The 26459-nt window shown below is 61.9% G+C and carries 17 protein-coding genes; 3 read left to right on the top strand and 14 right to left on the bottom strand.

The annotated features are described in order from the left end of the window. Positions 1-132 precede the first annotated feature (132 nt). Complete coding sequence (gene cysC / locus APZ15_RS07545; RefSeq protein ID WP_080981967.1) at positions 133-729, top strand: adenylyl-sulfate kinase; 597 nt, start codon at positions 133-135, stop codon at positions 727-729. A 120-nt stretch (positions 730-849) separates the two neighbouring features. On the opposite strand, the gene APZ15_RS07540 is transcribed toward cysC, so the two are convergent. The 8 genes from APZ15_RS07540 to APZ15_RS42100 all read right to left on the bottom strand — a co-directional run bounded on the left by APZ15_RS07540 (position 850) and on the right by APZ15_RS42100 (position 16328). Next, positions 850-1524 carry a GNAT family N-acetyltransferase gene (locus APZ15_RS07540; protein ID WP_027788279.1) on the bottom strand — a complete coding sequence of 225 codons (675 nt, stop codon included), beginning with the start codon at positions 1522-1524 and terminating at the stop codon, positions 850-852. Continuing rightward, positions 1521-2849 (bottom strand): aminotransferase class I/II-fold pyridoxal phosphate-dependent enzyme, encoded by a 1329-nt coding sequence (locus tag APZ15_RS07535; protein WP_027788280.1) that lies wholly within the window; start codon positions 2847-2849, stop codon positions 1521-1523. The genes APZ15_RS07540 and APZ15_RS07535 overlap by 4 nt, the downstream gene beginning before the upstream one ends. A gap of 64 nt (positions 2850-2913) precedes the next feature. Continuing rightward, positions 2914-3831 carry a UDP-3-O-acyl N-acetylglycosamine deacetylase gene (locus APZ15_RS07530; RefSeq protein ID WP_027788281.1) on the bottom strand — a complete coding sequence of 306 codons (918 nt, stop codon included), beginning with the start codon at positions 3829-3831 and terminating at the stop codon, positions 2914-2916. Continuing rightward, positions 3828-11462 (bottom strand): type I polyketide synthase, encoded by a 7635-nt coding sequence (locus APZ15_RS07525; protein ID WP_027788282.1) that lies wholly within the window; start codon positions 11460-11462, stop codon positions 3828-3830. The genes APZ15_RS07530 and APZ15_RS07525 overlap by 4 nt, the downstream gene beginning before the upstream one ends. A gap of 3 nt (positions 11463-11465) precedes the next feature. Then, positions 11466-12995, bottom strand: a complete 1530-nt coding sequence (locus tag APZ15_RS07520; protein WP_027788283.1) for an LTA synthase family protein — start codon at positions 12993-12995, stop codon at positions 11466-11468. Continuing rightward, positions 12992-13783, bottom strand: a complete 792-nt coding sequence (locus APZ15_RS07515; protein WP_027788284.1) for an SDR family NAD(P)-dependent oxidoreductase — start codon at positions 13781-13783, stop codon at positions 12992-12994. The genes APZ15_RS07520 and APZ15_RS07515 overlap by 4 nt, the downstream gene beginning before the upstream one ends. Further along, positions 13776-14981 (bottom strand): capsule biosynthesis protein, encoded by a 1206-nt coding sequence (locus tag APZ15_RS07510; protein WP_027788285.1) that lies wholly within the window; start codon positions 14979-14981, stop codon positions 13776-13778. The genes APZ15_RS07515 and APZ15_RS07510 overlap by 8 nt, the downstream gene beginning before the upstream one ends. Positions 14982-15716: 735 nt before the next feature. Beyond that, on the bottom strand, positions 15717-16328 hold the full coding sequence (locus APZ15_RS42100; RefSeq protein ID WP_226153256.1) for a hypothetical protein: 612 nt from the start codon (positions 16326-16328) through the stop codon (positions 15717-15719). Between the two features lie 573 nt (positions 16329-16901). On the opposite strand from APZ15_RS42100, the gene APZ15_RS42095 reads away from it, so the two are divergent. Continuing rightward, the gene (locus APZ15_RS42095; protein ID WP_226153255.1) at positions 16902-17222 is read left to right on the top strand and encodes a hypothetical protein; all 321 of its coding nucleotides are present in this window, start codon (positions 16902-16904) and stop codon (positions 17220-17222) included. A gap of 61 nt (positions 17223-17283) precedes the next feature. Continuing rightward, positions 17284-17643 carry a hypothetical protein gene (locus APZ15_RS40780; RefSeq protein ID WP_138143309.1) on the top strand — a complete coding sequence of 120 codons (360 nt, stop codon included), beginning with the start codon at positions 17284-17286 and terminating at the stop codon, positions 17641-17643. A 507-nt stretch (positions 17644-18150) separates the two neighbouring features. On the opposite strand, the gene APZ15_RS07500 is transcribed toward APZ15_RS40780, so the two are convergent. The 6 genes from APZ15_RS07500 to rfbD all read right to left on the bottom strand — a co-directional run bounded on the left by APZ15_RS07500 (position 18151) and on the right by rfbD (position 26457). Beyond that, on the bottom strand, positions 18151-19110 hold the full coding sequence (locus APZ15_RS07500; protein ID WP_034195813.1) for a phytanoyl-CoA dioxygenase family protein: 960 nt from the start codon (positions 19108-19110) through the stop codon (positions 18151-18153). Positions 19111-19255: 145 nt separating this feature from the next. Continuing rightward, positions 19256-21547 (bottom strand): glycosyltransferase family 2 protein, encoded by a 2292-nt coding sequence (locus APZ15_RS38925; protein ID WP_226153254.1) that lies wholly within the window; start codon positions 21545-21547, stop codon positions 19256-19258. Between the two features lie 297 nt (positions 21548-21844). Further along, positions 21845-24109 (bottom strand): glycosyltransferase family 2 protein, encoded by a 2265-nt coding sequence (locus APZ15_RS07495; protein WP_051363295.1) that lies wholly within the window; start codon positions 24107-24109, stop codon positions 21845-21847. Between the two features lie 18 nt (positions 24110-24127). After that, the gene (rfbC, locus tag APZ15_RS07490; RefSeq protein WP_027788289.1) at positions 24128-24670 is read right to left on the bottom strand and encodes a dTDP-4-dehydrorhamnose 3,5-epimerase; all 543 of its coding nucleotides are present in this window, start codon (positions 24668-24670) and stop codon (positions 24128-24130) included. Further along, positions 24667-25551, bottom strand: coding sequence for a glucose-1-phosphate thymidylyltransferase RfbA (rfbA, locus tag APZ15_RS07485; RefSeq protein WP_027788290.1), 885 nt, complete (start codon positions 25549-25551; stop codon positions 24667-24669). Before rfbA ends, rfbC begins: the two co-directional genes overlap by 4 nt. Before the next feature lie 15 nt (positions 25552-25566). Further along, complete coding sequence (rfbD, locus tag APZ15_RS07480; protein ID WP_027788291.1) at positions 25567-26457, bottom strand: dTDP-4-dehydrorhamnose reductase; 891 nt, start codon at positions 26455-26457, stop codon at positions 25567-25569. Between the last annotated feature and the right edge of the window lie 2 nt (positions 26458-26459).

Genomic DNA, 26459 nt, shown 5'->3' with positions numbered 1-26459 from the left:
AACGTAAACGGAAGAACGAATACGCCCGGAAAATAACGGATTACAAACATACCGGCGCGTTACAATTGTCAATGGAAGTCGACGAGACTCCAAACAAAGTAACTGTGCGATCGTCCGTACCTCTAATCGGAAATGACCCAAGATTCCAAGAATTGGCCACCCGTCAAGCCGACGGACTGCGAACCGGCACGTCCTCGTGTGAAACAGAATCGAGCCTTCGTGGTATGGCTGACCGGGATCTCCGGCGCCGGAAAATCGACGCTGGCGAACCTGCTGAAGGAACAGCTCGATGCACGCGGGCTTCGCACCTATCTGCTGGATGCCGACCGCCTGCGCGAGGGGCTTAACCGCGATCTCGGGTTCAGCGATGCCGATCGTCATGAAAATATCCGGCGAACCGCCGAAGTGGCCAGGCTGCTGGTGGATGCAGAATTCGTCGTCATCGCCGCATTGATCTCGCCATTTCAGGCAGCGCGTGACAAGGCCCGCGCGCGCTTTGACGAAGGCACGTTCGTCGAGGTCTTTGTCGACGCTGCATTGGAGGTCGCCGAGGCGCGTGACCCGAAGGGATTGTATGCATTAGCCCGGCAAGGAAGCATTCGCCAGTTCACCGGCATCGATTCCGTGTACGAGCGGCCGCACTCCCCCGACGTACACGTCAAGACGGCCGAGACAGATCCGTCGGAGTGCGTGGATGCGATCATCCGGAAACTGCCGCTGAACGACTGACATCATCGGAGTCAGCCGCCGTCCCTTGGTTTCCGGCGCGCCGCCCGAACAAATGACGATCGTGTCCGCGCATGGTGCCGATGTACACCGGCGGCCGTTCAGTCCACGGCACAAATCGCGTCAGGCGCGGCGCGAAAACCGCATCCGCACCGAATCAAGTCCGGCGGGCAGCCGGCGCGAACGGGCGCGCGGCCGCGGCAGTGCGGTGAACCCGAGCCGTTCGTACAGCGCGCGGGCCCGCACGTTGCGGGTCAGCACGTCGAGGACGACATCGCGGCTGCCGTCGGCCGGCAATGCCCCCGTGTCCAGCGCGTCGCGGAACAACGCACTGAAGATCCCCGTGCCGCGCTGTCGCTCGTCGGTTGCGCAATGCGCGACGAGAATCTGCGAGCGCTTCGGCGCCGGAATTTCCGTTTCGAGAATCAGCCCGCGCAACAACTGCCCCATCGTGCGGCGCACGCCGAAGAAGCGCGCCAGTGCCCACACGACATGCACGTCGTCGAACATCGTCCGTTGCCCGTCGTGAATCGCCATCACGGCGAGCACGGTGCCGTCTTCACCGACCGCGACGCGATGCCGGCGCCACGAGAAGCGCCCATGGCGCGACCGGAATGCCTTCTGCAGGAAAGCGATGCAGCGCGCATCGCTTTCGCCGAGAAAAAACCCGAATTCCGCCACGCCGGACGCAAACACGAGCGGCCCGCACGACGCCGCGTCGTTCGCCTCGGCCGCACGAAACCGCACGCGCTCGCCGGCACGCGGAGCCGCTTGCGCGAACGCACCGGCCAGCGTCATCCGCTGCGCCCCGCGAGTCGCGACAACACGGCGACCGTCCGGCTGATCTGTTCCGGCTCGTGCGTCGAGCAGATGAAGAAGCGCAGGCGCGCAGCCTTTTCCTCGACGGCCGGATAGAAGATCGGCTGCACGTTGATCCCTTCGTCGAACATCGCATTGGCCCATTGCGCGGCCTTCAGCGAGCTCCCCGTGATCACCGGCACGACCGCGAACCCGGCACTCGTGCCGGTATTCAGCCCGGCGGCGCGCGCTTCGTTCAGGAACTGCCGCCCGCGCGCCTGCAGTCGCGCGACGCGCTCCGGCTCGGCCTGCAGGCGCTCGAGCGCGGCCAGCGACGCTTCGGCGAGCGTCGGCGCCAGCCCGACGCTGTACAGGAAGCCCGGCGCCAGATGGCGCAGCATGTCGACGAGCGGCTGGCAGCCGGCGATGAAGCCGCCGCAGCCGGCCAGCGTCTTGCTCATCGTGCCCATCCACATGTCGACCTGGTCGGGCGCGACGCCGCAATGCTCGCGGATGCCCTTGCCGGTCGCGCCGAGCACGCCGAGCGAATGCGCCTCGTCGACCAGCAGGAATGCACCGTGGCGCGTTTTCACGTCGACGAAGCGCTGCAGGTCGGGGAAATCGCCGTCCATGCTGTACAGCCCTTCGATCGCGATCAGCACGTGCCGGTATTCGCGGCGTACGCGCGCGAGCAGCTCGTCGAGCGCCTGCCAGTCGTTGTGCGCGAAGCTCAGCCGCTTCGCGCCGCTCAGCTGCGCGCCCTGCACGATGCTGTTGTGCGCGAGCGCATCGTGGACGATCAGGTCGCCCGGTCCGAACAGTGCGCCGATCACGGTCACGTTCGTCGCGTGGCCGCTCACGAACGCGACGCAGTCGTCGGTTTCGTAGAACGTGGCCAACGCGCGTTCGAGATCGCGCTGCACCGGGCGTTCGCCCGCGACCATCCGGCTCGCCGATGCCGACGTGCCGTACCGGTCGATCGCGGCCTTCGCGCGCGCGGACACGTCCGGATCGCCAGCCAGGCCGAGGTAGTTGTAGTTCGCGAAGTTCAGGTATTCGCGCCCGCCGATCTGCGTCGTCGCACCGGCGACGCCGTCGTGCACGCGGAAAAACGGCGAGTCGACGCGCAGCTTCTCGCCCATCTCGCGCATGATCCGGACCTGCTGATACTGCGGCATCGATTCGAAGCGGCTGCGCGCCGATGCGGTCTGCGCTGCCTGCGTGCCGGGCACGCCCGGTGCCGCGGCAGCATCCGTCGCGCGCTCCAGCTGCCGTTTCAGCGCTTTCGCCGCCAGTTGCTGGCGAAGATGCTCTCCCAGTGCCATTGCTTCCTTCGCTTAATCTCGAAAAGACGCTATGTTACGCCGCGCGTCATGAAAAGACGTGGTGTCACGCGTCGGAAAACTCGGCCCACTGCCACGCGTCGGGCGAGGCCAGCAGCGCGTCGACCAGCCGGAAATTCATCTCGTGGCTCGGCCGCAACGCGCTCACGCGCGCCAGCAGCGGCGCGCCGGCCAGCGCGAGATCGCCGACCAGGTCGAGCACGCGGTGCCGGACGAATTCATCCGGCAAGCGCATCCCGCCCAGCACGCGGCTGCCGACGATGGATGCGGTACACGACGGCCGTGCGCCGCGCAGGATCGGCACGCCGCGCAGATAGCCGGCGACGATCGCCGGCACGGCCCATTTCACGCGCCCGTACGAGCGCGACGGCGCGATTTCGGTTTCGAATGCGGCCGGCGTCAGCGCACCGTCCCAATGCATGTCGCCGAAGCCGCGCAGGTCGTTGCGCACGCTCAGTTCGTAACGCGGCGCCGGCTCGACCCGCATTTCGCGCCGCTGGTCGCCTTCGCCGTCCGTGACGACGACGGGCCGCAGCACGCGGATGAAGCGTTTCGGCGCATCGAGCGCGACCCGGCCGCACGCGCGGATGGCGTCCACCCACGGCGTGGCGCTGCCGTCGAGAATCGGCACTTCCTCGGCGTCGATCTCGACGATCGCGTGATCGATCTCGCATGCGAGCAGCGACGCGAGCAGATGCTCGATCGTGCGAACGCCAACGCCGTCCGCATTGCGCAGCATCGTGCAGAGCGGCTGGGCGCGGCGCAGCGCGGGATCGACCGGCAGCGTCGCGAGCGTGCGCCCCTGCGTGACGCGACGGAACACGATTCCCGTCACGCCGTCTTCCGGCCGCGCGGGCAGGATCCGCACACCCACCCGGCGCCCCGTGTGCAGCCCGTGACCGTCGATCGCCAGCGGACCTGCCAGCGTGCCCTGGCGCGTCGCCCAGCCGGACGGCGCGCTCATCGCGCGACCTCCAGCGTCGGCGACACCTGGCCCGCCACGGGCGCCGGCCGCGTATCGAGCATCGCGCGCGCTTCGCCTTCGATCGCGTGTTTCGCGGCAAGCGCCGCGACGGCCTCCTGAGCGGCATCGGTCGCCGCCCCGGCGTCGGACGCGTCGGCCGACGCGCCGATCGAATCGACGATGCGTCCGGCCAGCGTCGTCACCGACGCGCCTTCGGCAATCGCCATCACCGACAGCTTGACCTCGAACGCTTCCTCGACCGCCAGGCCAAGCTCCATCCCCATCAGCGAATCCATGCCCATGTCGAGCACCGACTTGTCGAGCGCGATGCGATCCGGCGTCATGTGCAGGATCCGCGCGATCTGCGCCTGCAGCGTCCGGGCAACCAGCGCGATCGCTTCGTCGCGCGGCAAGGCCAGCACTTCTTCCCGCAACTGCGTGCCGCCGTCGCGCGCATCGCCGCCCTTCGCATGCGATTGCAGCAGCGAATACCGGCGTGCCTTCGCGGCGGGCATCCCGCGCGCCACGGCATGCCAGTCGAGCCGGACCACGGCTTCGCCGGCCGCGCCCGCGACCAGCGCGCGCTCGAGCGCGGCCATCGCTTCGTCGGACGTGATCGATGCACCGCCGATCCGCGACTGCAACGCCTCGCGCGTATCCGCGTGGCGCGCGAGGAAGCCGACGTCCTCGAGCGGGCCCCACGCCATGAACGTGCCGGGCAGCCCGGCCGCGCGACGATGTTCGACGAGCGCCTCGAGGAAAGTGTTGGCCGCGACGTAGTTCGACTGCCCCGGATTGCCGAGATAGGTCGTCGCCGACGAATAGACGACGAACAGGTCGAGCGGCAGCGCGCGTGTCGCGCGGTGCAGGTTCCATGCGCCGGCCACCTTCGGGGCGAGCACCGCGGCCATGCGCGCATCGTCGAGATTGCGCACGAGGCCGTCGTCGATCGACATCGCGGAATGCAGCACGCCCTTGAGCGGGCTGCCGCGCCGCGCGATCGCGGCAATCATCGCATCGACCGCCGCGGCATCGGTCACATCGCACGAGACGACATCGACCGTGACGCCGAGCGTCGCGCGCCAGCGCTCGACCTCCTCGCGGGCCGCACCGGCAAGCTCGCCGGAACGGCTCGCCAGCGTCAGCCGGCGAGCGCCGCGCCCGACCATCCAGCGCGCGCTCGCAAACCCGAGCCCGCCCGTGCCGCCGACCACCAGGTACGTGCCGTGCGGATCGAGCGCGAGCGAGCCCGCGCGCGTGACACCGCGCGTCGGGGCCGGCGTGCCGGACGGATAGGTCACGAGTACCTTGCCGATCTGGCGCGCCTGCTGCATGTAGCGGAATGCATCTTCGGCCCGTTCAGCGGGGAACGCGCGATACGGCAGCGGATGCAGCACACCTGCCGCGAACAGCGCCATCACTTCGCCGAACAGGCGTTCGGTCAGCTCCGGCAACGCACCCATCAACTGGTCGGCATCGATGCCGAAATAGCTGATGTTGTTGCGGAACGGCCGCAGCCCGATATGGCTGTTTTCGTAGAAATCGCGCTTGCCGAGCTCGAGGAATCGACCGAACGGACGAAGCGTGTCGATGCTGCGCACCATGGCTTCGCCGGCGAGCGAATTCAGCACGATGTCGATGCCCTGCCCGCCCGTCAGCACGCGAATGTCGTCGGCGAACGCGAGGCTGCGCGAATCGAGCACGTGGTCGGCACCGAGCAGGCGCACGAACTCGCGCTTCTCGTCGCTGCCGGCCGTCGCGAACACTTCCGCGCCGAAGTGGCGCGCAAGCTGGATCGCGGCGATCCCGACGCCGCCCGCGCCGCCGTGCACGAGCACGCGCTCGCCGCGACGCAGGCGCGCGAGTTCGACGAGCGCGTAATACGCGGTGAAAAACGTGGTCGGCACGGTCGCCGCTTCCTCGAACGTCAGACGCTCGGGTTTCAGCGCGATCGCTTGCGCGCGCGTCCTGACGCGCGTCGCGAACGAGGCCGGCGCGAAGCCGAGAATCGCATCGCCCGGCGCGAATGCCGTCACGGCGCCGCCCACGCGGACGACGCGGCCGGACAGTTCCATGCCGATCGTCGCGCCCGCGAAGCCGGTCTCGACCGCCTCATCGGACAAGAGCCCCATCGCATACATCACGTCGCGGAAATTGAGGCCGGTCGCAACCGGCTCGATCTCCACTTCATCCGCGCCCAGCTCACTTTCCGGCAACGCGAACCATTCGAGATTGCGCAACGAGCCCGGTGCATCGAACGCGAGCACGGCCGCGCGCGCAATCGCGCCATCGCTGCGGGCCGCGGCCTGCGCGGCCGTCAGCATGCGCGGCACCAGACGCCCGTGTGCGCCCAGGACGACTTCTTCCTCGACTGCCGAGCCGGTCAGCTCGCGAATCAGCGCATCGGAAATCCCGTCCACCGCGCGATCGACGTCGATCAGGCGGCACGCGAGTTCGGGATGCTCGTTCGCCAGCACCCGACCGAGGCCCCACAGCGTTGCCTGTTCCGGATGCGCATTCGCGGCCCCGGCGAACGGCGCGCCGCCGCGCGTGACGACGGTCAAGCGCGTGGCCGCGTTCGGCTGCCCGCCGAGCGCGCGGACGAGCGCGGCCAGCGCGATCGCGCCGTGACGCTGCGCAGCCATCAGGCCGTCGCCCGTCGCCGATTCGGCCAGCGGCGTTTCCGGTGCGCAGAACACCACGTGCGCCGGCTGCCCGGCCGGCAACGACGCGATCGCGTCGGCCGCATGCGTGATGTCCACGATGTCGGCCGGATAGCCCGCGCGCGCCAGCGCATCGGCCAGCTGCCCGCCGAAACCGCCGGCGGCACCCGGCGCGTGCATCACGAGCCATTGTTCGTTGCGTGCGAGCGTATCGAGATCGCTCGGGTCGTCGGTGCGTTGCGCAGCAGCGGCGCTTGCGGGGTTGCGCGCGATGACGAACGTCGGCGTACCGTCCAGATCGAGCGATTGCTCGACGTGCCGCACGACGTCGACGTAACCCGCGCGTGCGAGGGCTGCCTCGAGATCCGCCGGCGCCAGCGGCGCGGGGGCAGCGGCTTCCGTCGACGTTGCCTGCGAGGCGAACACGATGTCGGAGAAGCGGCCGTGACGAGACTCGGCCAGCAGCAGCAGCCCGCCCGGCGCCAGCCACGACCGCATCGCATTCAGTGCATCGACCACATCATGACGATCGCTCAGCGCGCGGTTCGCGACGATCAGGTCGTAAGGCCCGGCGTCATCGGCCGACAGCGACAGCCGCTCGCCCGACTGCAGTGCCACCGTGCGCACTACCGCTTCCGCATCCGTGTCGAACCCGGCCAGCTGGCCGGCCGTCGCCGCGATCGTGTGGTCGCAGCGCGCGGCAGCGAGATGCATGCCGAGCGTCTGCAGCACGTCGCCGTCCGTCGCGCCCAGTTCGAGCACGCGCAGCCGGCGCGCCGGCTGCCATGCATCGACCGCCTGCTCGACGCTTGCGGTCAGCAACGCGTGCACGTGCTGCCACGTCGGCGACGCGGCAAGGAGCTGCTCGACCAGGCTGTGCCCGGTCGGCGACAGCAAGCGCGCGCCATCCTTTGCGCCGCCCAGCACGTCGGGCAACGCCGCACCGCAATGCGCGAGCAGCGTCAGTTCGGCCACGTGCCCCGGCGATTCGGCCAGCAGCCCGCGCCACAGCTCGTCGAGCGGCGGCAACGCCGCACACGCTGCGTCGTCGCGCACGAGCAGCGCGCCGTCGCGATGAGCGAGACCATCCTCGACCAGCATGTCGGCAAGACGCGCGGCCAGCGCCGCACGCCCGGCCGCCGGCTGCCACGTGCCGGCGAATGCGCCGAGCGCATCGAACGCACGGAGCGCGTAGAGGCTCGCCAGCACGTCGAGCAGCGGCAGGATTTCGGTCAGATGCTGCGTCCGGCGGACGTCGTTACCGGTTGCGTCCAGCCGCGCGACGGCCAGCGCGAGCAACGCGTCGGGGGCCGGCAAACCGGCTGCATCGACGTCGCCCGGCAGCGGCATGTCTTCAAGGCGATAGACGAAGCGTGCAGGCAGGTTCTGCCGACGGCCGACGAGATCGACGCGCCGGAACCGGCAACCGCCGAGCCGCGCGACGATCGCGCCCCGTGCGTCGAGGAATTCGAAATGCGCGACGATCGAATGCGGGCTGTGCCGGTCGATCTGCACAAGCACCCGCTCGACCATGTCGCCGCGCAGATAGTCGACCCGGCCGATCTGCACCGGCACGTAAGCCGGATGCTCGCCTTCGCGTGCGTGCGCCGCCAGCAAGGCGAACAGCGGATGAAACCCGCTGTCCATCAGCGCCGGATGCAGCAGATACGCGGACAAGGCCTTCGCATCGCCGCATGCGGCCGGCGCGGCGACGTCCGCCAGCGCCGCACCGTCACTCGCGGCAACCCGCACGGTGCGAACCCAGCGGAACGCCGGCCCGTAGCCGAGGCCGATGGCCGCGGTGTTTGCGTACAGCGTGTCGCCGTCGGCTGCGGGCAGCGCGAGCAGACGATCGAGCGCGGCGGACGGCACGACGCTCGTATCGCCGAGCGCGTTGCCGCTTTCCAGCATCCGCCCGGTTACGTTCAGCGTCCACGCGCTGTCGGACATCCGGTCGCGCGTCTCGATCGTGAAGGTCGCGGTGCGCGGCTCGATCACGAGCCGGAACAGTTTCGCCTGCTGCGGCTGGAATACGACCGGCGTGCGGATCTCGACGTTTTCGAGCGCTGCATCCGGTGTATCGAAGAAGGTCCGTGCCGCGGCGAGGGCCATTTCCACGTAACCCGCGCCCGGGAACGCCACGCCGCCGTCGACGACGTGATCGGCCAGCATCGGCAGCTTCGCCGGATCGAGCTGGTTTTCCCACGCGAATGCGTGCTCATGCAGGCGATAGCCGAGCAGCGGATGCTCGCGACGGCGATTGACGAGGCCGTAGCCTTCGACGGTCGGCGTCAGCCAGAAGCGGTCGCGCTGCCACGGATAGGACGGCAACGCAGCTCGTGATTCGCCCGGCGCGAAGCGGGCGGGATCGACGCTCGCGCCGTGCGCGATCGCCGCGAGAATCGCTTGCCGCAGCGTCGCCGCGCTGCCGTGACCGCGCTTGAGCGTCGGCAGCGCCATGCCGGTTGCACCGGCGGCCGTGAGCGCCTGCTTCACGTACGTACGCAGGATCGAATGCGGCGAAACCTCGACGAACAGGCGCACGCCCTGCTCGATCAGATGCGCGATGCCGTCGCCGAAGCGCACCGGCTCACGGATATTGCGCCACCAGTAGCGCGCGTCGAGCTCGGTGCCGGCAAGCGCGCCGCCGGTCACGGTCGACACGTACGTGCCGTTGCCCAACTGCGGCCGCAGGCTCGCCAGTTCGGCCAGCACGACCGGCTCGATGCGATCCATGTGGCTGCTGTGGAACGCGTAGTCGAGATCCAGCATCTGGAAGAACTTGCCGCTGCCGCGCAGCGCCGCCTCCAGTGCCTGCAGACCCTGCAGCTCGCCCGCGAGCGTCACCGCATCGGGGCTGTTGATGCCGGCGATCTCGACACGGCGCGCAAGCCCGTGGCGCGCGATCAGTTCGCGCGCCGCTGCATCGCCGATGCCGACGGCCGCCATCCGGCCGCTGCCGCGCGTCATCGCCTGCGCGCGGCTGCGGATCTTGATCACGCGCACCGCATCGGCGAGCGAAAGCGCGCCCGTCACCCACGCCGCCGCAATCTCGCCGACGCTATGGCCGATCGCCGCGTCGTAACGCATCCCGCTCGCATCGATCACGCGGATCATGCCGACCTGGATCGCGAACAGCAGCGGCTGCGCGTTCTCCGTCGCGGCGAGCCATTCGGCGCCCTGGCCGGCCAGCCATTCCGCGCTCGGGCCACCGCGCATCACGTCGACCAGCGACGGGCTGCCGTCGGCGCACCACAGCGCGTCGACTTCGTCGAGCGCCGCGCGGAAGACGGCGTTCTCTGCATAGAGCTCGTTGCCCATCCCGACCCACTGGCAGCCGTTGCCCGAGAAGACGAGCGCGGTGCGTGGCGTGTCGGCCGGAGCCTGGCCGGTCGCCACGCAGGCGGGCAACCCTTCCGGTGCCGGCTGGGCCAGCGCCACGAGTGCCGCACGGCCTTCGGCCAGGTCGGCCGGCGCGACGATCGCGCGATGCTCGAGCCATTGGCGACGACGTGCGGTCGCGGCGGCAAGCGCCTGCCAGTCGCCGCCGTTGTCGAGCATCGACAGATAGCGGCCCGCGAGCGCGCCGAGCGCATTCGCGCTGCGCGCGGTCAGGACGAGCGGAGACAACTGCGCGTGAGTCGGCTCGGGCGCGGCCGCCGACGTCTGGTTTGCAGCCGGCGCCTCGGTCAGCACGACGTGTGCGTTCGTCCCGCCGAAGCCGAACGAGTTGACGCCGACCGTCAGCGGCGCGTCGCCCGTGTCGAGCGGCATGAAGCGATCGACGACACGCAGGCGCCCGCCGTCGAAATCGATGCCCGGGTTGGGCGTGACGAAATGCAGCGAGCGCGGTACCGCGCGATGCTTCAGGCACAGCACGGCCTTCAGCAGCCCGGCCATGCCGGATGCCGTTTCGAGGTGGCCGATGTTGGTCTTCGCCGAACCGATGAGCAACGGACGATCGGCCGGGCGCTCGCCCGACACGACGTCGATCAGCGCACGCGCCTCGATCGGATCGCCGACCGCCGTGCCGGTGCCGTGCGCCTCGAGATACGCCAGGGACTGCGGATCGATGCCCGCGCGCGCGTAGACGCTGCGCAGCAGCGACGCTTGCGCGGCCGCGCCCGGCACGCTGATACCGCCCGGCGAGTGGCCGACCGAGTTCACGCCGGAGCCGGCGATCACCGCATGGATCGTGTCGCCGTCGGCGAGCGCGCGATCGAGCGGCTTGAGCAGCACGAACGCGCCGCCTTCCGAGCGGACATAACCGTCGCCGGTTGCATCGAACGCGCGGCAACGGCCGCGCGGCGACAACATCGACGCCTTGGAGAAGCTGACGAAACCGAACGGGTGCAGCAGCAGGTTGACGCCGCCCGCGAGCGCCATGTTGGCTTCGCCGGATTGCAGCGCCTTGACGGCCTGGTGGAGCGCGACGAGCGACGACGAGCAGGCCGTATCGACGGACATGCTCGGGCCGCGCAGGTCGAACAGGTAGGACACGCGGTTCGACGCGATACTCAGGGTGTTGCCGGTCGCCGAATACGGATCGATCACGTTCAGATCGTCCATGTTGCGGTTGCCGTAATCCATGCTGGCGGCGCCGACGAAGACGCCGCAGTTGCTGCCGCGCATGTCGGCCGGGCGCACGCCCGCGTCCTCGAACGCTTCCCATGCGAGTTCGAGCAGCAGGCGCTGCTGGGGGTCCATCTGGGCCGCTTCGCGCGGGGAAATGCCGAAGAATGCGGCATCGAAGCCGGCGACGTTGTCGACGACGCCGGCCGAGAACGTGTAGCTCTTGCCCGGTTCGCGCTTGGACGGGTGCTGGTAGAAATCGGTGCCGAAGCGGTCGGCGGGGATTTCGGTCACTGCGTCGCGTTCGTCGCGCAGCAGTTGCCAGAAGTCGCCAAGATCGTTAGCGCCCCCGGGAAACCGACAAGCCACCCCAATTATTGCAATCTTACTGTTCATCTTTTATGTCGCTTTCTCGGATGCGCACGGTTGTTGCGTGCGGTTTCCGTCATCTTGTACCACATGCAGCAGTGCCGATCCGAGTTCCTCGGCCGCCAGATTTCGGCATTCGGGGGTATCTACGCCGTAATTCCGCCAAATGAAGTAGTCGCTGTGTTGCGGATTAACGCCGAGCTTCTCGAAGACATGAGGCAAGGCGGGAACGTGGTCGCCGTAAAAACAAACGACTGTTTCACGATCGCTGGTGCGCAAATAATCGAGCAAGCGCCCGATCATTGCGTCTGCATTTTCAATGTGCCGTAAATATGCCGTCAAGTCGCGCCAAGAGGCGTCTTCGCCAAGAGTATGCCTCGAAGACGATTCACCAGGCAAAACCTGCTCGAGGTGCAGCGGGCCGTGGTTTTCCATCGTCATCGCGAAGATGAAACGCGGTTTCTCGCCCTCGCTTTCCAGCGCCGCGATCACTGCATCCAGCACAGCTGCATCGGAGATATACGGACCGGCACGCGACGCATCGACAAAGTATTCGATGTCGAGAAATGTGTTGAATCCGAGCAACGGAAAGACTCGATTGCGGCCAAAGAAGTCGCCGTAGTACGGATGAATCGCCAGCGTTTCGTAACCGCCACGACCAAACCAGCTTGCGATCGACGCGCACGCACGGCGCACGAACGCATACGGATAAAAGCGCGCATAGCCGAGGCGCTCGAACGGCAGGCCGGTCAGCATTGAAAATTCCGTGCGCATCGTATTTGCGCCCCATGCCGGCACCGAAAGCTCGCCGTAGCAAACTGCTTCGCGTCTTGCTCGATCAAATTGGGAAAGCATTGCAGGCGCAATTGCCGGTGAAATGCGTCGCACGTCGAACAGCGATTCGCTCTGGATCACGATGACGTCGGGGCGCTTCCCCGACTTACCGGCGACGAACGGCCCCGATTCGACCACGCGTCGGAAGGCTTCGAACGTCGCGGGCCGCATGCCGTTCAGCAAGTATGCGATGAAGACTGCGAAAAACCCGTGACGGCGCTGATCTTCCTTGGCATCGAGTGCCAATGGCAAGCGAGCGGCAAAGTATCGCGCCAGTAAGAATGTAAAGACGACAACGGCCGCCAACGCGAACGCCGGACGCGGCGTGATCGGCGCCTCGCCGAGATAGCCCGCGACGACGAGCACGATCCCAGCGCCAATCGCCACGACCTTGCCTGCGCTCAGGAACGGCAGATAGAGCCGCGGGTGCGAGAAAAGCTGGCTGAAGAGGCTGAGATCGGTAAAAACGAACGGTTCGCGCAGAGATTCGTACTTGGCGTTACTGACGACCGCGACGAGCCCGACCAGCGCGACCGCGACGGACGAAGAAAAGATCGGACGCGCGGTGACAAGCAACATCAGCGCCGCAAGGAACACGACGGAAAGCACGTGCAAGAGCAGCGCATCCGCGCGACGCCGCAACGGAGCACGCGGAACTGCGATCAGATCCGGCAGAAACGACACACCAGCCGCGACGGCGAACGGAGCCCAGATTGCGCCCGTCAATTTGCGTCTTCCTTGCCGGGCAGATACGAAAGCTTGTCGAGAATCGCATCGGCCAGTGCGATGGGCAGCACGGTCAGGATACGCATGCCGAACGCAAGCAGACCAGGGAACGCGATTTCCGCACGCCCGGCATCGAGCTTCCTGCGAATATATGCGGCGGCCTGCTCGGCAGTCCACATGAACGGCTTGTCGCCGGGAAAAACGTCGCTCATCGACGTTTTGACGAAACCCGGGAGAATGACCGAGACACCAATACCGTCGCGCTTCAGTAGCGGACGGACAGAATCGGCGTAGGCCTTGATCGCCGATTTGCTCGCGCAGTACGCGGGCGAGATGGCCATGCCGCGAAGCGCGGCGAGCGAACTGATCGCGGCGATACGACCATGCTTGCGGGTGCGCATACGCTCGACAATCGGGAGAACCGTGTGCATCGCACCGTAGAAATTCGTATCGACGACGGTGGAGATACGGTCGAGGTCCTCCCAGTCGGACGCGGAAGACAGCGTGCTCGCGACACCCGCGTTGGCGATGAGCAGGTCGATCGGATACTGATCATCGAAACGATGCAGCCACACGCGAATCGGATCGGACGCTCGTACGTCGACGATGCCGACGATCACTTTTGCACCGCGCGCCCTGCACGCCGCCGCAGTCGATTCAAGCTGCGCTTCGTTCCGGCCAACGATGCCGAGCACGGTATCGGGTTGCGCGTATGCGAGCGCCAGAGCGCGGCCGATGCCTGCACTCGCGCCGGTGACAACGACATGCCGAACTGGGGACTTAGTCATCCGTATGCTCTAGCCGGGCAATCGCGCCCGCGATGGCCATCGTGATGCCCGTCCGGGTGTAGAAATCGCCGTTGATCTGCGTGTGATGCATCACGTAGTCAAGGAATGCGTGATAGAGATCCATATCCGGCGGCACGCCTCCAAGCCAAAAGTCATTGAGATCTCCCTGCCAGGTCAAGCCGCGGAAATTGTAGATAGCAGAGCCTAGCGCGACCAGCGGCCGCTTGTGATGCAGCGCAGACAAGCCAACCGTGCTGTTGATAACCACGACCCCGCGCGCATGTTCGAGCAATGTCGGAAGATGGCCGGCATCGATGAAACGAATCCGATTCTCCATCCCTGCGGCACGCGCGATTTTAAGCGAAAAATTTCGATATTCGATCAGCCCCGTATCCAGGGGGTGATTTTTGATGACCAGCAACGCATCTTGCGGCGCATGTCGCGCGAACGATTCCAGAACGTGGTGGATCGCTGCGCGAATTCCGTCGAAAGACGAATGCACGACGATTTGCGCATCCGAATTCAATTGGAGCGGAAACAGATAGTAAATACGGCCGCTATCGAGCAGTTCGCGCGTGACGGCCTCCGCTTCGCGCCGATGCTTGCGCTGCAGCAGCATCCGGACGGCGAGCCCCGAATATTCGAAGAAGCCGTTCCTCGGCCGGTGACTGCGATACTTCGGAAACCGGGGCCAGCATACCGTATTCGCGAAGCGATACGTGATGTCGTGAAACGCGCGCTCGTACAGGTTGTAGCCGGTGGCCTGCCATTGCTCGGCGGGCGGCGTCACGCTGCGTTGCTGCAGATACCATGCGGGGTCACGCGGCAGCAGCGAGCGCCCATTGACGCCATGGCGCTCCAGCGTGATCCAGTGCGGACGGACGTAGCCTTCTTCGAATACATGGACGCGCAGGCCATGCGCCGTCGAGACCCCCAGCATCTCGCGATGGATGTCGCGGCAGTCACCGAACATGATGACGTCGGTGATCGCTTCTCGCCGCACGATATTGTCATACCATTGCGGCAAATTCCCAACTTCACCTCTATAGTTTAAAACGGTCCCTGCCCCGCCATACAGCAAGTCACCGCCGCAAAAATTGACTCGATAGACGGCAAACCCCTTGTCCTGGAGCGCGCGTGAGAGCCGATAGAAAAAAAGCGAGGCAGTGCCTTGCAGCACGAGAAACGAGCGCGGCATCTAGGTTATTGAATGGAAGTCCGAAGAAAGCGGAATGCTTGCGCAATACCACTGAAAGCAAAACGTAATAAACGCAAGTTTCCGAACCAGACTCAGTGGCTGAATGAGGCAACAATGGCCGCCGGAGGGATGGAGGATACCGCATCGCAACACAAATGCGAAATATCCGGCGTCGTCAAAAAAACGACATCCGGTGCTCGTCGAACCCGATTCGTACTCACATCACATTTCCGAGAGTGGTCCAGCGTGACATCGAGCCGACATTTACACCCATGTTGCCGCTAACGCCGACATGCCACGCACCTTCGATTACCTGACGCATGGCCTGGCCCCGGGCTTGCGGCCTCCGCGCTTTGCCGAATCGGGTACGAAAATCGAGACTCCGTCGACTACGACTCGAGTCATTCAGATCAACAACCGGGGCACCACGGCACGTCGTGGAGCACTTCGTCGTCGCAATGCTTGGACGTCACGACCGTGCGATAAGGGGGCTCCACACTACATCGAGGATCGCGCGCCTGCGCGCACGTCGTCGCACCTGTCCCAATGCAGCGGGCACAGTTCATGCCATTACTGCCGGGCGCAGCTTTCGTGTCAAATCCGAGGGACATCGGCAGCAAGCCCAATTTCCAATCGGGTTGCATGTGTTTTCTCAGCGCGTCTCGTCGGCAACGAGATCGCGCATTGCCTGCGGCGTCTTACTGCCCATGGAATTCGCTACGATGCGCCGGCTCATTACTGCCGCGCCCCGTCAATCGCCGACAGAACTGCTTGATTTTCCCAATACGCCGGATTATTGGCCGCCATGCTCTGGCCAGCGGGAGCACATCGCGCACAGCCATTGCCCCCTTCCAACCTTAAATCGTTAAAAAGGCAATTCTGTTGAGCACACAGTTCATCATGTTGACACGAAAGCTGTTCGCAAGATTTCTGCAAGTTCCCAAGCGCCAAGGCGTTAGCAGCACTTTCGGAGAGCGCCGTATCTCGGGCTTCCGAATGAGCCGTCAACTCGTGACTATGGCCCTCGCTTACAATACGTGCGTTTTCGGTCTCGCGAGCCAGTATGAAATCTCGCTCCGCCGTCAGGTTATCGAGACTAAACAGAAGGGTATCCCGATCATACGCCAGGCCATCCCGCTCGGAATGAATGGCCAGACGGCGACTCGCTCTATCCCGGTATACATTGAACATGACTTCCGAGATCAGATCATCAGCCAATCTCATCAATCCCATAAACTTGTACGCGGCGTAGTCATAAAATTCGTCGATCGGATGGAACTTACCTTTACCGAACGTCACATCAAATGATGTGACTGCGAACCGACCATTCAGATCAAGGACATTCAACCTACCCAGGAAACTGTCAATTTTCCTCCGGAGCAGGTCAACCCGCTAATTGATTTCCGCCGAACTGGGATCGCCCAACCCGATCACACCATCGTGAGTAATCTCGTTGACGCACGTTCGCCGCTTCATGATTACAAACGGAAGACCGATCTCGTTAGCAAGCTCAATTAATTCCTTGAGATAATTAAAATAAATCTCAAGATAATGATAGCCCCCGGTGAAATCTTGACCTACCCCGCATCCACAAACCCGTCAAACCATTTCCAGTTCTGTGCCAGCCCTATCGTCTCCATGTCGGAGATGACACAACCGTCCCTCTCGTAATAATCGTTATTGAAATCGCTGGTCGGATCGAAAATCGAAAATTCGTATCCACCAATTTTGAGTTTTCGTAACACCTGCTTCGCCAGTTCAAAATTTATCCGCCCGGACAATTAGTGGCCATCCGATTCGAAGTAAGTGCGCCCTTCCACCCTCTTCGACATCAGGTAAGGTACGCTTACGTGTCACAGATGCGTTACATCCGCGAGCCGGTTCATTCTCCCAGCAAGAACTTCGGTAACGCACCCGCCGATGCTCAAAATTTTGGGCTTTCGCAAAGCAGAGACTGGAACCCGCCCGCTTTCGGCGATGTCGGTTCCAACCACTCGGAAAATTTCGCTGATGCTTATGATCTCCCGATTGCCACGATTGCGCGGACCAAAACTGCACACTGCGATTTCGCCCCGTTCGGTTGCTGTAGCAATCCGACCGTCCGACGAGCCGGCTTATCTAAAAATTTGTGATTTCACCGCGAGGAATTTTGCAATTTATATGCACTTTCCTGACAATAAAATGTTTCTCAACGGAGAAAAAAGAAATGCAACAAAGCACGGCTCATTTGTTGCAATCTAGCCGCGCACGATGAAATGTCTGTCAGGCGGACTTGACATGCACCGATCAGCCCGACAACGGGATGAACGCGCTCAAACTCAGGATTTCCTCTGTATCGTCCATCGGCTTATACATGTCTTCGCGCGTTTGGTGTCGATCACGGAAGCCGCATTTTTTTGCATTTAATTACATGGCGCCGATAGCACGCTCGGTCGATCGCACTTACTCCGTTTTTTGCGCGAATGCCGTGTCCTCGATAGCCTCATGCCGGTTCGAAGCCGAATTTGCCGCCCCGAACCTGAGTGACACTCCCCCGGAAAAACGACTGCGGACATTGACAGGACGGATTGGCGGCCACACCAAAGATGTTCCGGAATTGGATCGAAACGATGGCAGCACGGCCGAACACGCCGCCCGCCAAGACACGCAGAACCGGATTTAAATGGCGCAACCATTGAGGCTCGGGATGTCGCCTAACGACTCGCGTCACTCATTGCACTGATATCCGGCCTACGCGGCAACACACGAATGCGCACCCTCCCCGGATGGGCAGGATGAATGGATACAGACGAGCGAATCGAAAGACAGACAAGGCAGCAAGAAGGCACGATTGCTCCGGGTAATGGGTACGAGCAGGTTGCGGAAACGGCATCGAACTGCTGTCCATGCGACGGGGGCGTGCCGCGGATCGCAAAGCGGGCGGATGTGATCGCAGGTAGCTACACACGCCAGCGGGCGCGCTGATTCGCTTTCCCCGTGGCGGCTCCTTATCCAAGCGGGCCAAGGCTACAGGCAGGCACCGCTGGCTCCACTACGCCGAGAAATGGGCGCCCGTGCGGCGCCACCATTTGCCGACGCCGTGCGAATTCCATTTCATGTGCTCCTCGTCAAACCCGGATTTTTTCCGGTAGCGGGAAACACATTCAATCACACAATCACCCGAATGGGGTCAGGAGGAGGTCATCCACTTGCGCAATCTTCCCGTCAAGGTTCTCGACTCACGCGGCGCGGTGCGTGCAGGCGATACGACTTCCTCGCCCAGATAGGAATTGCGCTTTCGCGATCCATCGACGATGCTGACCAAGTCGCGAAGCTGCAAACGTCCCAGGTATTCGTCGGAAAACGCGGGCGTATAGTAAACACAATCGTCAAAGAAATAATGTGTCACCTGTGACCAGCGCGTCATCACAGCATTGATTTGCGGACTCCCTCCGTGCAGCAGATTGGCGCACCAGATCAGCGCCTGCCCTTTTCGCGCCTCGAAAATCTTGGTACTGGCCCCCTTTGCCTCCACCATTGCATCCCAGATTTCCTGATAGGGCAATTGCGCCGACTCGCTGGACACTCCAAACCCACGCCGACCGGCCACAGCATTGTCGATCATGGGCCAGTTATGTGATCCGGGAACGAGCTGAAGCGGTCCGGCCTCCGGGGAAATGTCTTCCAGTGCGATCCATACGCCGCACATGAAACGCTGAGGAATCGACGAGAAATGCACCGCATCGGTATGCATCTTTTGCTGCGTACCGACCCGGAAATTGAGCGTCTGAAATGGAAATGCAGCGCGGCCATACAAGCGCCCAAGCAAATCCAGCATCTGACGATTGGTGGCGATCGCCTTGACATCAGGATCGCTTATCCAAGCATCCTGAATACGACCGGCAGCGTAGAACACGCCGTCGCTGCCCAATCCCGTGTCGGCAAATCGTGAGGTCAGGCGTTCCCGAATACGCGCAATCCGTGCATCGAGCTCAGGATCGGGAAAGTCGATCACGGCATAGCCGTTACGGTTCAGCGCAACCGCGATCTCACGCTCGTCAGGCGTCAGTTCCGCCTCTGCAACCTCGGTATCGAAAAGTGGCGACTCAATCAGTGGAATGCCAGGCAGCAGCCGTTTTTTAACATCCATGAATATTCCTTCCGCGTTAATTTATTCGGCCCGCCTCGGTATACCCCAAAGAGACCACCGAATTACCCAATCTCCTACAACCCCATGCAGTGCGATGTTCCTGTCAAAAAAACAGAAACTACAGAATCAATTCAACTTATGCCGTTCATTCATTCCATGGAGCATACATTCTCGGAAAATCGGCAATAGTAAAATCCTCTCTATCGAGCGTCAAATTTTGATTGTAATATGGATCATCCAGTCGATCGGTATTCCACCGGGAAAGCATAAATCCCTTCTCCCTATTAAACCTGGCACGCTTCTCGGCGGACATTTGATCGTCGCCTCTGCTGTAGGACTCGAAGTGATGCAGGACTGCGTATGGCGTCCACACCACCCTGTAGCCAGCCTCTCGTACACGGAGACACAAATCCACATCATTAAATGCAACTGGAAGATTTTCTTCATCAAAACCGTCGATCGCACGAAAGATTTCCCGACGCATAACCAGACATGCTCCCGTGACCGCCGTAAAATTTTGAACAAGTGCGGCTCTTCCGGCATACCCTGGGTGTGTCGACGGATACAACCGGTGCGCATGGCTCGCGAAGCCCCCGATCCCCATCACGACGCCTGCATGCTGGACAAATCCATCGGCGTAAAGGAGCTTTGCCCCCACGGCGCCGATATCCGGGCGCAGCGCGTGCGAAACCATCTCCGCCAACCAATCCGGCTCGATTGCCTCGACATCGTCGTTGAGAAAACACAACACATCACCAGACGCATGATTTTCCGCAAAATTATTAATTGACGAATAATTGAAAGGAAAATCATATTTCAATACGGTGACATTATCTCTCAGCGAGAGCGATTGCAGAAAATCGATCGTCTCTCGGTCCTTGCTCTGATTGTCTACAACAACGATTTCCAGGTTCTCATAGGCGGTTCCATCGAATATGCTGAAGATGCATTTTTTCAGCAACAGCCCGCCGTCTCGAGTCGGAATGATGACAGTGACCTTGGGTGCGGGAGCAGGTATCGGGTATCGCACCCGATAGGTTCCAGCGAGCTCGCCGCGCGAAACCTTCACTCCCGGCTGCTCCTTGAAAAATTCGGAAAGCGCCCTTTCTTTCGCGTTGCACGCATCGCCTTCTGCATCCGCATCGGTCGAACCAGATTCACCGAATCGACGAAAATGATAGAGCACGCGCGGAATATGGCAAATCTGAGACGACGTGCTGTTTTTTACGCACCTGAGCGTGAGGTCGATATCCTGACCACCTTCATATTCAACCCGGAACCCACCTATCTCGCGCAGGAGCGACGTTCTATAAGCAGCTGAACGAGAAATCATGTCGCAAGAAAAAAACAAATCCGGATTCCATGAACTCTTGAACAACACGTTATCCCGAATTCCACGCTCGTCGATTTCATCGCTATCAGAATATATGATATTAACATCATCATTCTCATTGATTTTCAAGGCAATGAGATAGAGTGCATGAGATGAAATAACGTCATTTTGATCGAGAATCGCAGAAAATTCCCCAGTCGCCAACCCCAGCGCAGCATTCGCTGCAGCCGACGCATATCCACCTGAATTCATAAAAACGATTTTCACTCGATCGTCTTTTTCAGAAACAGACTTCAGGAATTCAGCAATCCCCGACACATCGACGCCATCGACAGCAATGCACAGCTCCCAGTTTCCGTAAAGCTGTACCAAAATCGACTCGATGGCCGGTTCCAGATACTCCGGGGAAACCCCACGCACCGGAACCAGAATAGAAATCAGCGGATGCTTCGCGAATGAAGCCATGTGCCGTCGAATCGATGCAATATCGGATTGATGCAGTACATCAAATTTCTCTACATACGATCTGTAATCCAAAGGGACGGAATGGAACCGCAATTTTGCACAATCGGCATACGCTCCATTCAGGTCCGTCAACATGCGCCCCAAGGTGATATTGTATTTTCTCGCGCGCCCGGTATCTTTGAATTTTATTATATCCCCGATGGTCCACTCGACCATCCTGGCAATTCTTTCCACGCTTGATATTTTTGTTATTTTAAAAAATTCCAGCCTGACAGCCCCCTCGCCCCGCATCGGCGACAGACGCAAACGGCGTGTATTACGCGGAATCCTGATGACCTGCTTGATATTTCCCGAGCGAGCCGCCGGGATGACAAAGGATTCCAAATCCGAAAAACCCGAGCCTGTATCCACGTAAAGCCGAGCCACCAGGTGTGCGCCTCGTCGAATCATCCTGGATTCGACATAGACCCAGCCGGATGGCACCGCCTCCTCCCCGCCTTCCGGCTCGAGGTCAAAAACCGGATGCTCTCCCGTCGACGTCCAGTCGAAAGGCGTCGCTCCCGACAGGGCGAGATCCCGGACCGGCTTGACCTTGTATCGAACGGCTCGGCGAACTATCGACAGGAGAAAATCTTTCATATTGATCGAAAATGGATGAATCCGGATCGACGGCGTGACGAGCAGACACGCGAACCCGGTCCACCCCACAAAGGGATTTTTTTATGAAGGCGCAAGACGTCGCGCCGAAGCAAGCTGCAGAGTCGCGCCATTCCGAACAGCGAAATCACGGTTCCCTCGGAGGCACCCTCGCTAGCCTACACACACTGTCTTGCAATCGTTCCCGTCTCGCACTTGCAAGAACGGCCGACGATCGGGTGATTCAGTTCAAGGTCGGCATCGGCTGAGTTGCTTGCCAGGTATCCGCACGCACACCGCTCAAGAAGTCGCCGCTCCGGGCACATCAAGGGCGAGACGCCTGAGAGACGCGACACGCGGCGGCCACGCAAGCTGACAATCGAATTGATCGAGCGACAGGTTCGGGTTGTAAGCCGGATCGTTCGCAATCAGGTCAGGCCAGTGATCGCGCATGTACTCGATCTCGCGAGTGGCACGGACCATCTTCTCCTCGGTATCATCGCGACCTCGCGTGGCGGATTCGTGGTGATACAGCACGGCGTGCGGTGTCCAGACCACCGTATAACCCGCCTGCCGGATGCGAAGGCAGAAATCGACGTCGTTGAATGCAACGGCGAGATCGCATTCGTTCAATCCACCCAGTTGCCTATACAGCGATCGCCGGACGACGAGACATGCCCCCGTTACGGCAGACAAGGACTGTGTCGTTACCGCGCGCGCCAGATATCCGGGCTCGTCGCGCCCCAACCCGCGATGCACATGATCGGCGCAGCCGCTGAGCCCGACAATGACACCCGCATGCTGAACGGTTCCGTTCGAAAAGAGCAGTTTGACACCGACGACGCCGACCCCCGGACGCAACGCGTGTCCCATTACTTCGTCGAGCCAGTCTCCGTCGATAATTTCCACGTCGTTGTTGACAAGCGCGACGAACTCACCGTGCGCCAATTCGACCGCGCGATTGTTGAGAGCGGAGTAATTGAACGGACGATCGTCCCGGAGGATACGTACGCCGTGATCGACCGAAAGCCGCTCCATGTAGTCTAAGGTTTCCGGGTCATCGGACCCGTTGTCGACAACGATGATTTCGAAGGCGCGATAGCGTGTCTTCTCGATAATCGAATCGACGCAACGACTGAGCAGCGCAAACCCGTTGCGAGTCGGAATGACGAGCGTGACGAGCGGTGCCTTTTCCGGCAACGGATACCGAATGCGACGGCCATGCTCCGTTGACGAGACCGTTGCCCGGACGCCAGTCCGCAACAGGTGACGTACGACCGCCATCCGGCTTGCATCGCGCGCATCGTGTTGCGCCCCCGGTTCCTGAGCGGCTTCGGGTCGAGCGCGTACGTGGTAGAGCACACGAGGAATATGCAGGATCCTGTCGGGACCGGTATAAGCAAGACAGCGAAGCGTCATGTCATAACACGACGCAGCCCCATGGCGATGGTCCCGCCCGCCAGATGACGCAAAAACTTCAGACCTGTAGACGCCAAGACCGGTGAACAGATCCGACGAGAGCATCAGATCCTCGCTCCAGTTGCTCTTGAAGCGCGGGCCGTGGCGAACTCCGTCGATGCCGATACTGTCTTCATCCGCATAGATCAGGTCGACATCGGGGTGGCGGTTGATCGCGTCAGCCACGACGTAGAGGCCGTGCCGAGGAAGTACGTCGTGCTGCCCGATAAACATGACCCAACGACCGCTTTCGGCGAGCGCCCTATCAAGTGCTGAATGCGCTTCGGCTGAATACCTGTCCGAAATGACGCGGATACGCGTATCGGCAAGCAGGTCACCAGGAATCAATGCCGTGCGATCGGAGCCGGAACGTCGGTCGACGATCAGAAGTTGCCAGTGCGGGTAAATCTGCGCAGCGATCGAACGGATTGCCGTTTCCCAGTGCGGCGACGTTGCGCCGGACACCTCCATGCCGATCGCGAACAGCGGGCCGCCATCGAAGTAGCGCAGGTTGTCCCGCATCACGCTGTACGTGTCAGGACTCGGCGTATCGAAGTGACGAACCCAGTCCGGGTATCCGACTAGGAGTTCCGATTCGTCGAACAGGCAGCAGTAATCGCGCCACGCTTGCGCCATGTCGACACGACCGTGACCGGCATCGATCAGATCGTAATCGTCGCCACATGGCTTGTACCTTGGGTGCAGCGCACCGAGCTTGGTCATAATGCGCGAGTGCGCAAATCGCGTCGTGACCCTGACAAGGCGAAATGCTTCGATTCGATCGACCGCCTGATCACCGCAATCAATCTCGATTTCGATCTTTCCGCGAGCCGGGAGCTGAACCAGACGCTTGCTCACCTGCCGTGCACTAAGCGCCATCGCGAGCGTTGCAGACGATGCCCTTCCGGGCAACCGCAACCGGGCTCGCAGCTGCGTCGCATGACCGCTCATGCGGAGCTCGATCATGTACCAACCCGGCAGCAACTGTACGTTGACCCAATATACCCGGGATCCCGGTCGATCTGCCGACGCATGCGACGCGGCATCGGACCGGTCGATCAGGAACGACATCCCCCACGTCAGGCGTAAGGCGTTGAAGTCAAACATGGACTTGCAGGAAGCAGCTCAAAAGTACTCGGCATCCTTGAAAGCGGGCGCAGCGCCATCCTTGCCGGACACCAGCGCTTCACCTGAGATGGGCCATTCGATCGCGAGCGTCGGGTCGTCCCAGCGGATCGCTCGTTCGGCGTCCGGATACCAGTAATCGGTGGTCTTGTACAAAAACTCCGCCGTGTCCGAAACGACGACAAAGCCATGCGCAAAACCTTCCGGAATCCACAGCTGCCGCTTGTTCTCGGCCGACAGCACGACACCGACCCACTGACCGAACGTCGGCGATTCGCGACGAATATCGACCGCCACGTCGAACACTTCCCCGGCGACTACCCGAACCAGTTTCCCCTGTGCGTGATTGATTTGATAGTGTAGCCCTCGAACGACGTTCTTCGCCGATTTCGAATGATTGTCCTGCACGAATTCGACGGAATGCCCAACCGCCTCTTCGAACACGCGCTGGTTGAAACTCTCGAAGAAGAAACCACGCGCGTCGCCGAATACTTTCGGTTCGAAAATCTTTACGCCGGGAATGGCGGTCGCTATTACGTTCACCGAGCTTTTCCTTCTTTCAGAATGTTCTGCAGGTAACGGCCATAGCCGTTTTTGCTGAGCGGCTCAGCGAGACGCTCAAGTTGCTCATCGTCGATATAGCCGAACCGATATGCGATCTCTTCGACGCATGCGATCTTCAACCCTTGCCGATGCTCCATCGTGGCAATGAAATGCGAGGCCTCCAGCATCGAATCGTGCGTGCCAGTATCGAGCCAGGCAAAACCACGCCCCATGGTCTGCACGTTGAGCAAACCATCCTTCAAGTACAGTGCATTGAGATCGGTGATCTCCAGTTCGCCGCGGCGCGACGGTTTCAACGATTTCGCAAAGGCCACTACCTGCTCGTCGTAGAAGTAGAGCCCCGTCACCGCGTAATGCGATTTCGGAACCTCGGGCTTTTCTTCGATGCTGATTGCTTTACCGGCTGAGTCGAACTCGACAACGCCATATCGCTCCGGATCCTGGACATGGTAGGCGAAGACCTGCGCACCCGAAGTCTTGTCGGTCGCTCCTTTCAAAAGACCGCCGAGATCATGACCATAGAAGATGTTGTCGCCAAGAATCAGCGCGGAAGGGGCGCCATCGATGAAAGACTCACCCAGCAGGAATGCTTGGGCAAGCCCGTCCGGGCTGGGTTGCACCTTGTATTGCAGCCTGATCCCCCACTGGGACCCGTCACCCAGCAACTGCTCGAAACGCGGCGTATCCTGCGGTGTCGAGATGATCAGAATATCCTGAATCCCCGCCAGCATCAGCGTGCTCAACGGATAGTAAATCATTGGCTTGTCGTAAATCGGCAGCAGTTGCTTGCTGACCGCCTGTGTCGCCGGATAGAGACGGGTACCCGACCCTCCGGCGAGAATAATGCCCTTGCGCTTCATGCTTGTTTTTCCGTATCAGTCGTGCAGTTGCTCGAAGACGTAATCAACGCCGGTTCGCCAGTCAGGCAGCGATATCCCGAACGTCGACATCAGTTTGCTGCAATCGAGCCGAGAATTCATAGGGCGCTTTGCAGGCAGCGGATACTCATACGTCGCAATTGGCAAGATATCAGTCGAGCGCAACTTTAGATCAAGGCTTCTCGCTTCCGCAAGCGCCACGACGTGACGCGCATATTCGCACCAATTCGTCTCGCCGGAGGCCGCTAGGTGGTATGTGCCGAACGCAAAGTGTTCGCGATCCGTGAAATAGCGGCCAACGAGGTGTGCCGTCACATCGGCGATCAACGCGGCCGAAGTGGGCGCGCCCGTCTGATCGGCCACGATACGAAGCTGGTCCCGTTCCCGGGCGAGACGCATGATCGTCTTGAGGAAATTGCCCCCATGCGCGCCAACGACCCAGCTCGTCCGAAGAATCAGATGCTGCGCGAACGCCTGCCGAACCGCAATTTCGCCTTCACACTTGGTCGCTCCGTAGATCGATTGAGGATTAACCGGTGCGTCTTCGCGGTACGGCGTCACACCGGTACCTTCGAATACATAATCGGTCGAGTAGTGAACGAGCGGCACATTTTGGGCCGCGCCCCATTGAGCCATCACGCCGGGCGCTGTCGCATTGACTGCCCGTGCCTGTTCCGGCTCGCTCTCGGCCTTGTCCACGGCCGTGTAGGCAGCGGGATTCACGATCAGGTCGGGGCGATGACGGTCCAGCGCAGCAACAAGGCTTGCGGGATCAGCCAGGTCCACGTCGCGGCGAGTCAGCGCAATCACCTCTCCAAGCGGCGCAAGCGCGCGTCGCAATTCGAAGCCGACCTGCCCGTTCGAACCGGTAATCAGGATGCGCGGCATTG

The sequence above is a fragment of the Burkholderia cepacia ATCC 25416 genome (assembly GCF_001411495.1).
In the GTDB taxonomy this organism is placed as follows: Bacteria; Pseudomonadota; Gammaproteobacteria; order Burkholderiales; family Burkholderiaceae; genus Burkholderia; species Burkholderia cepacia.
Note: the sequence above shows the minus strand (reverse complement) of the source record. Positions and strands in the feature narration are given on the sequence as shown.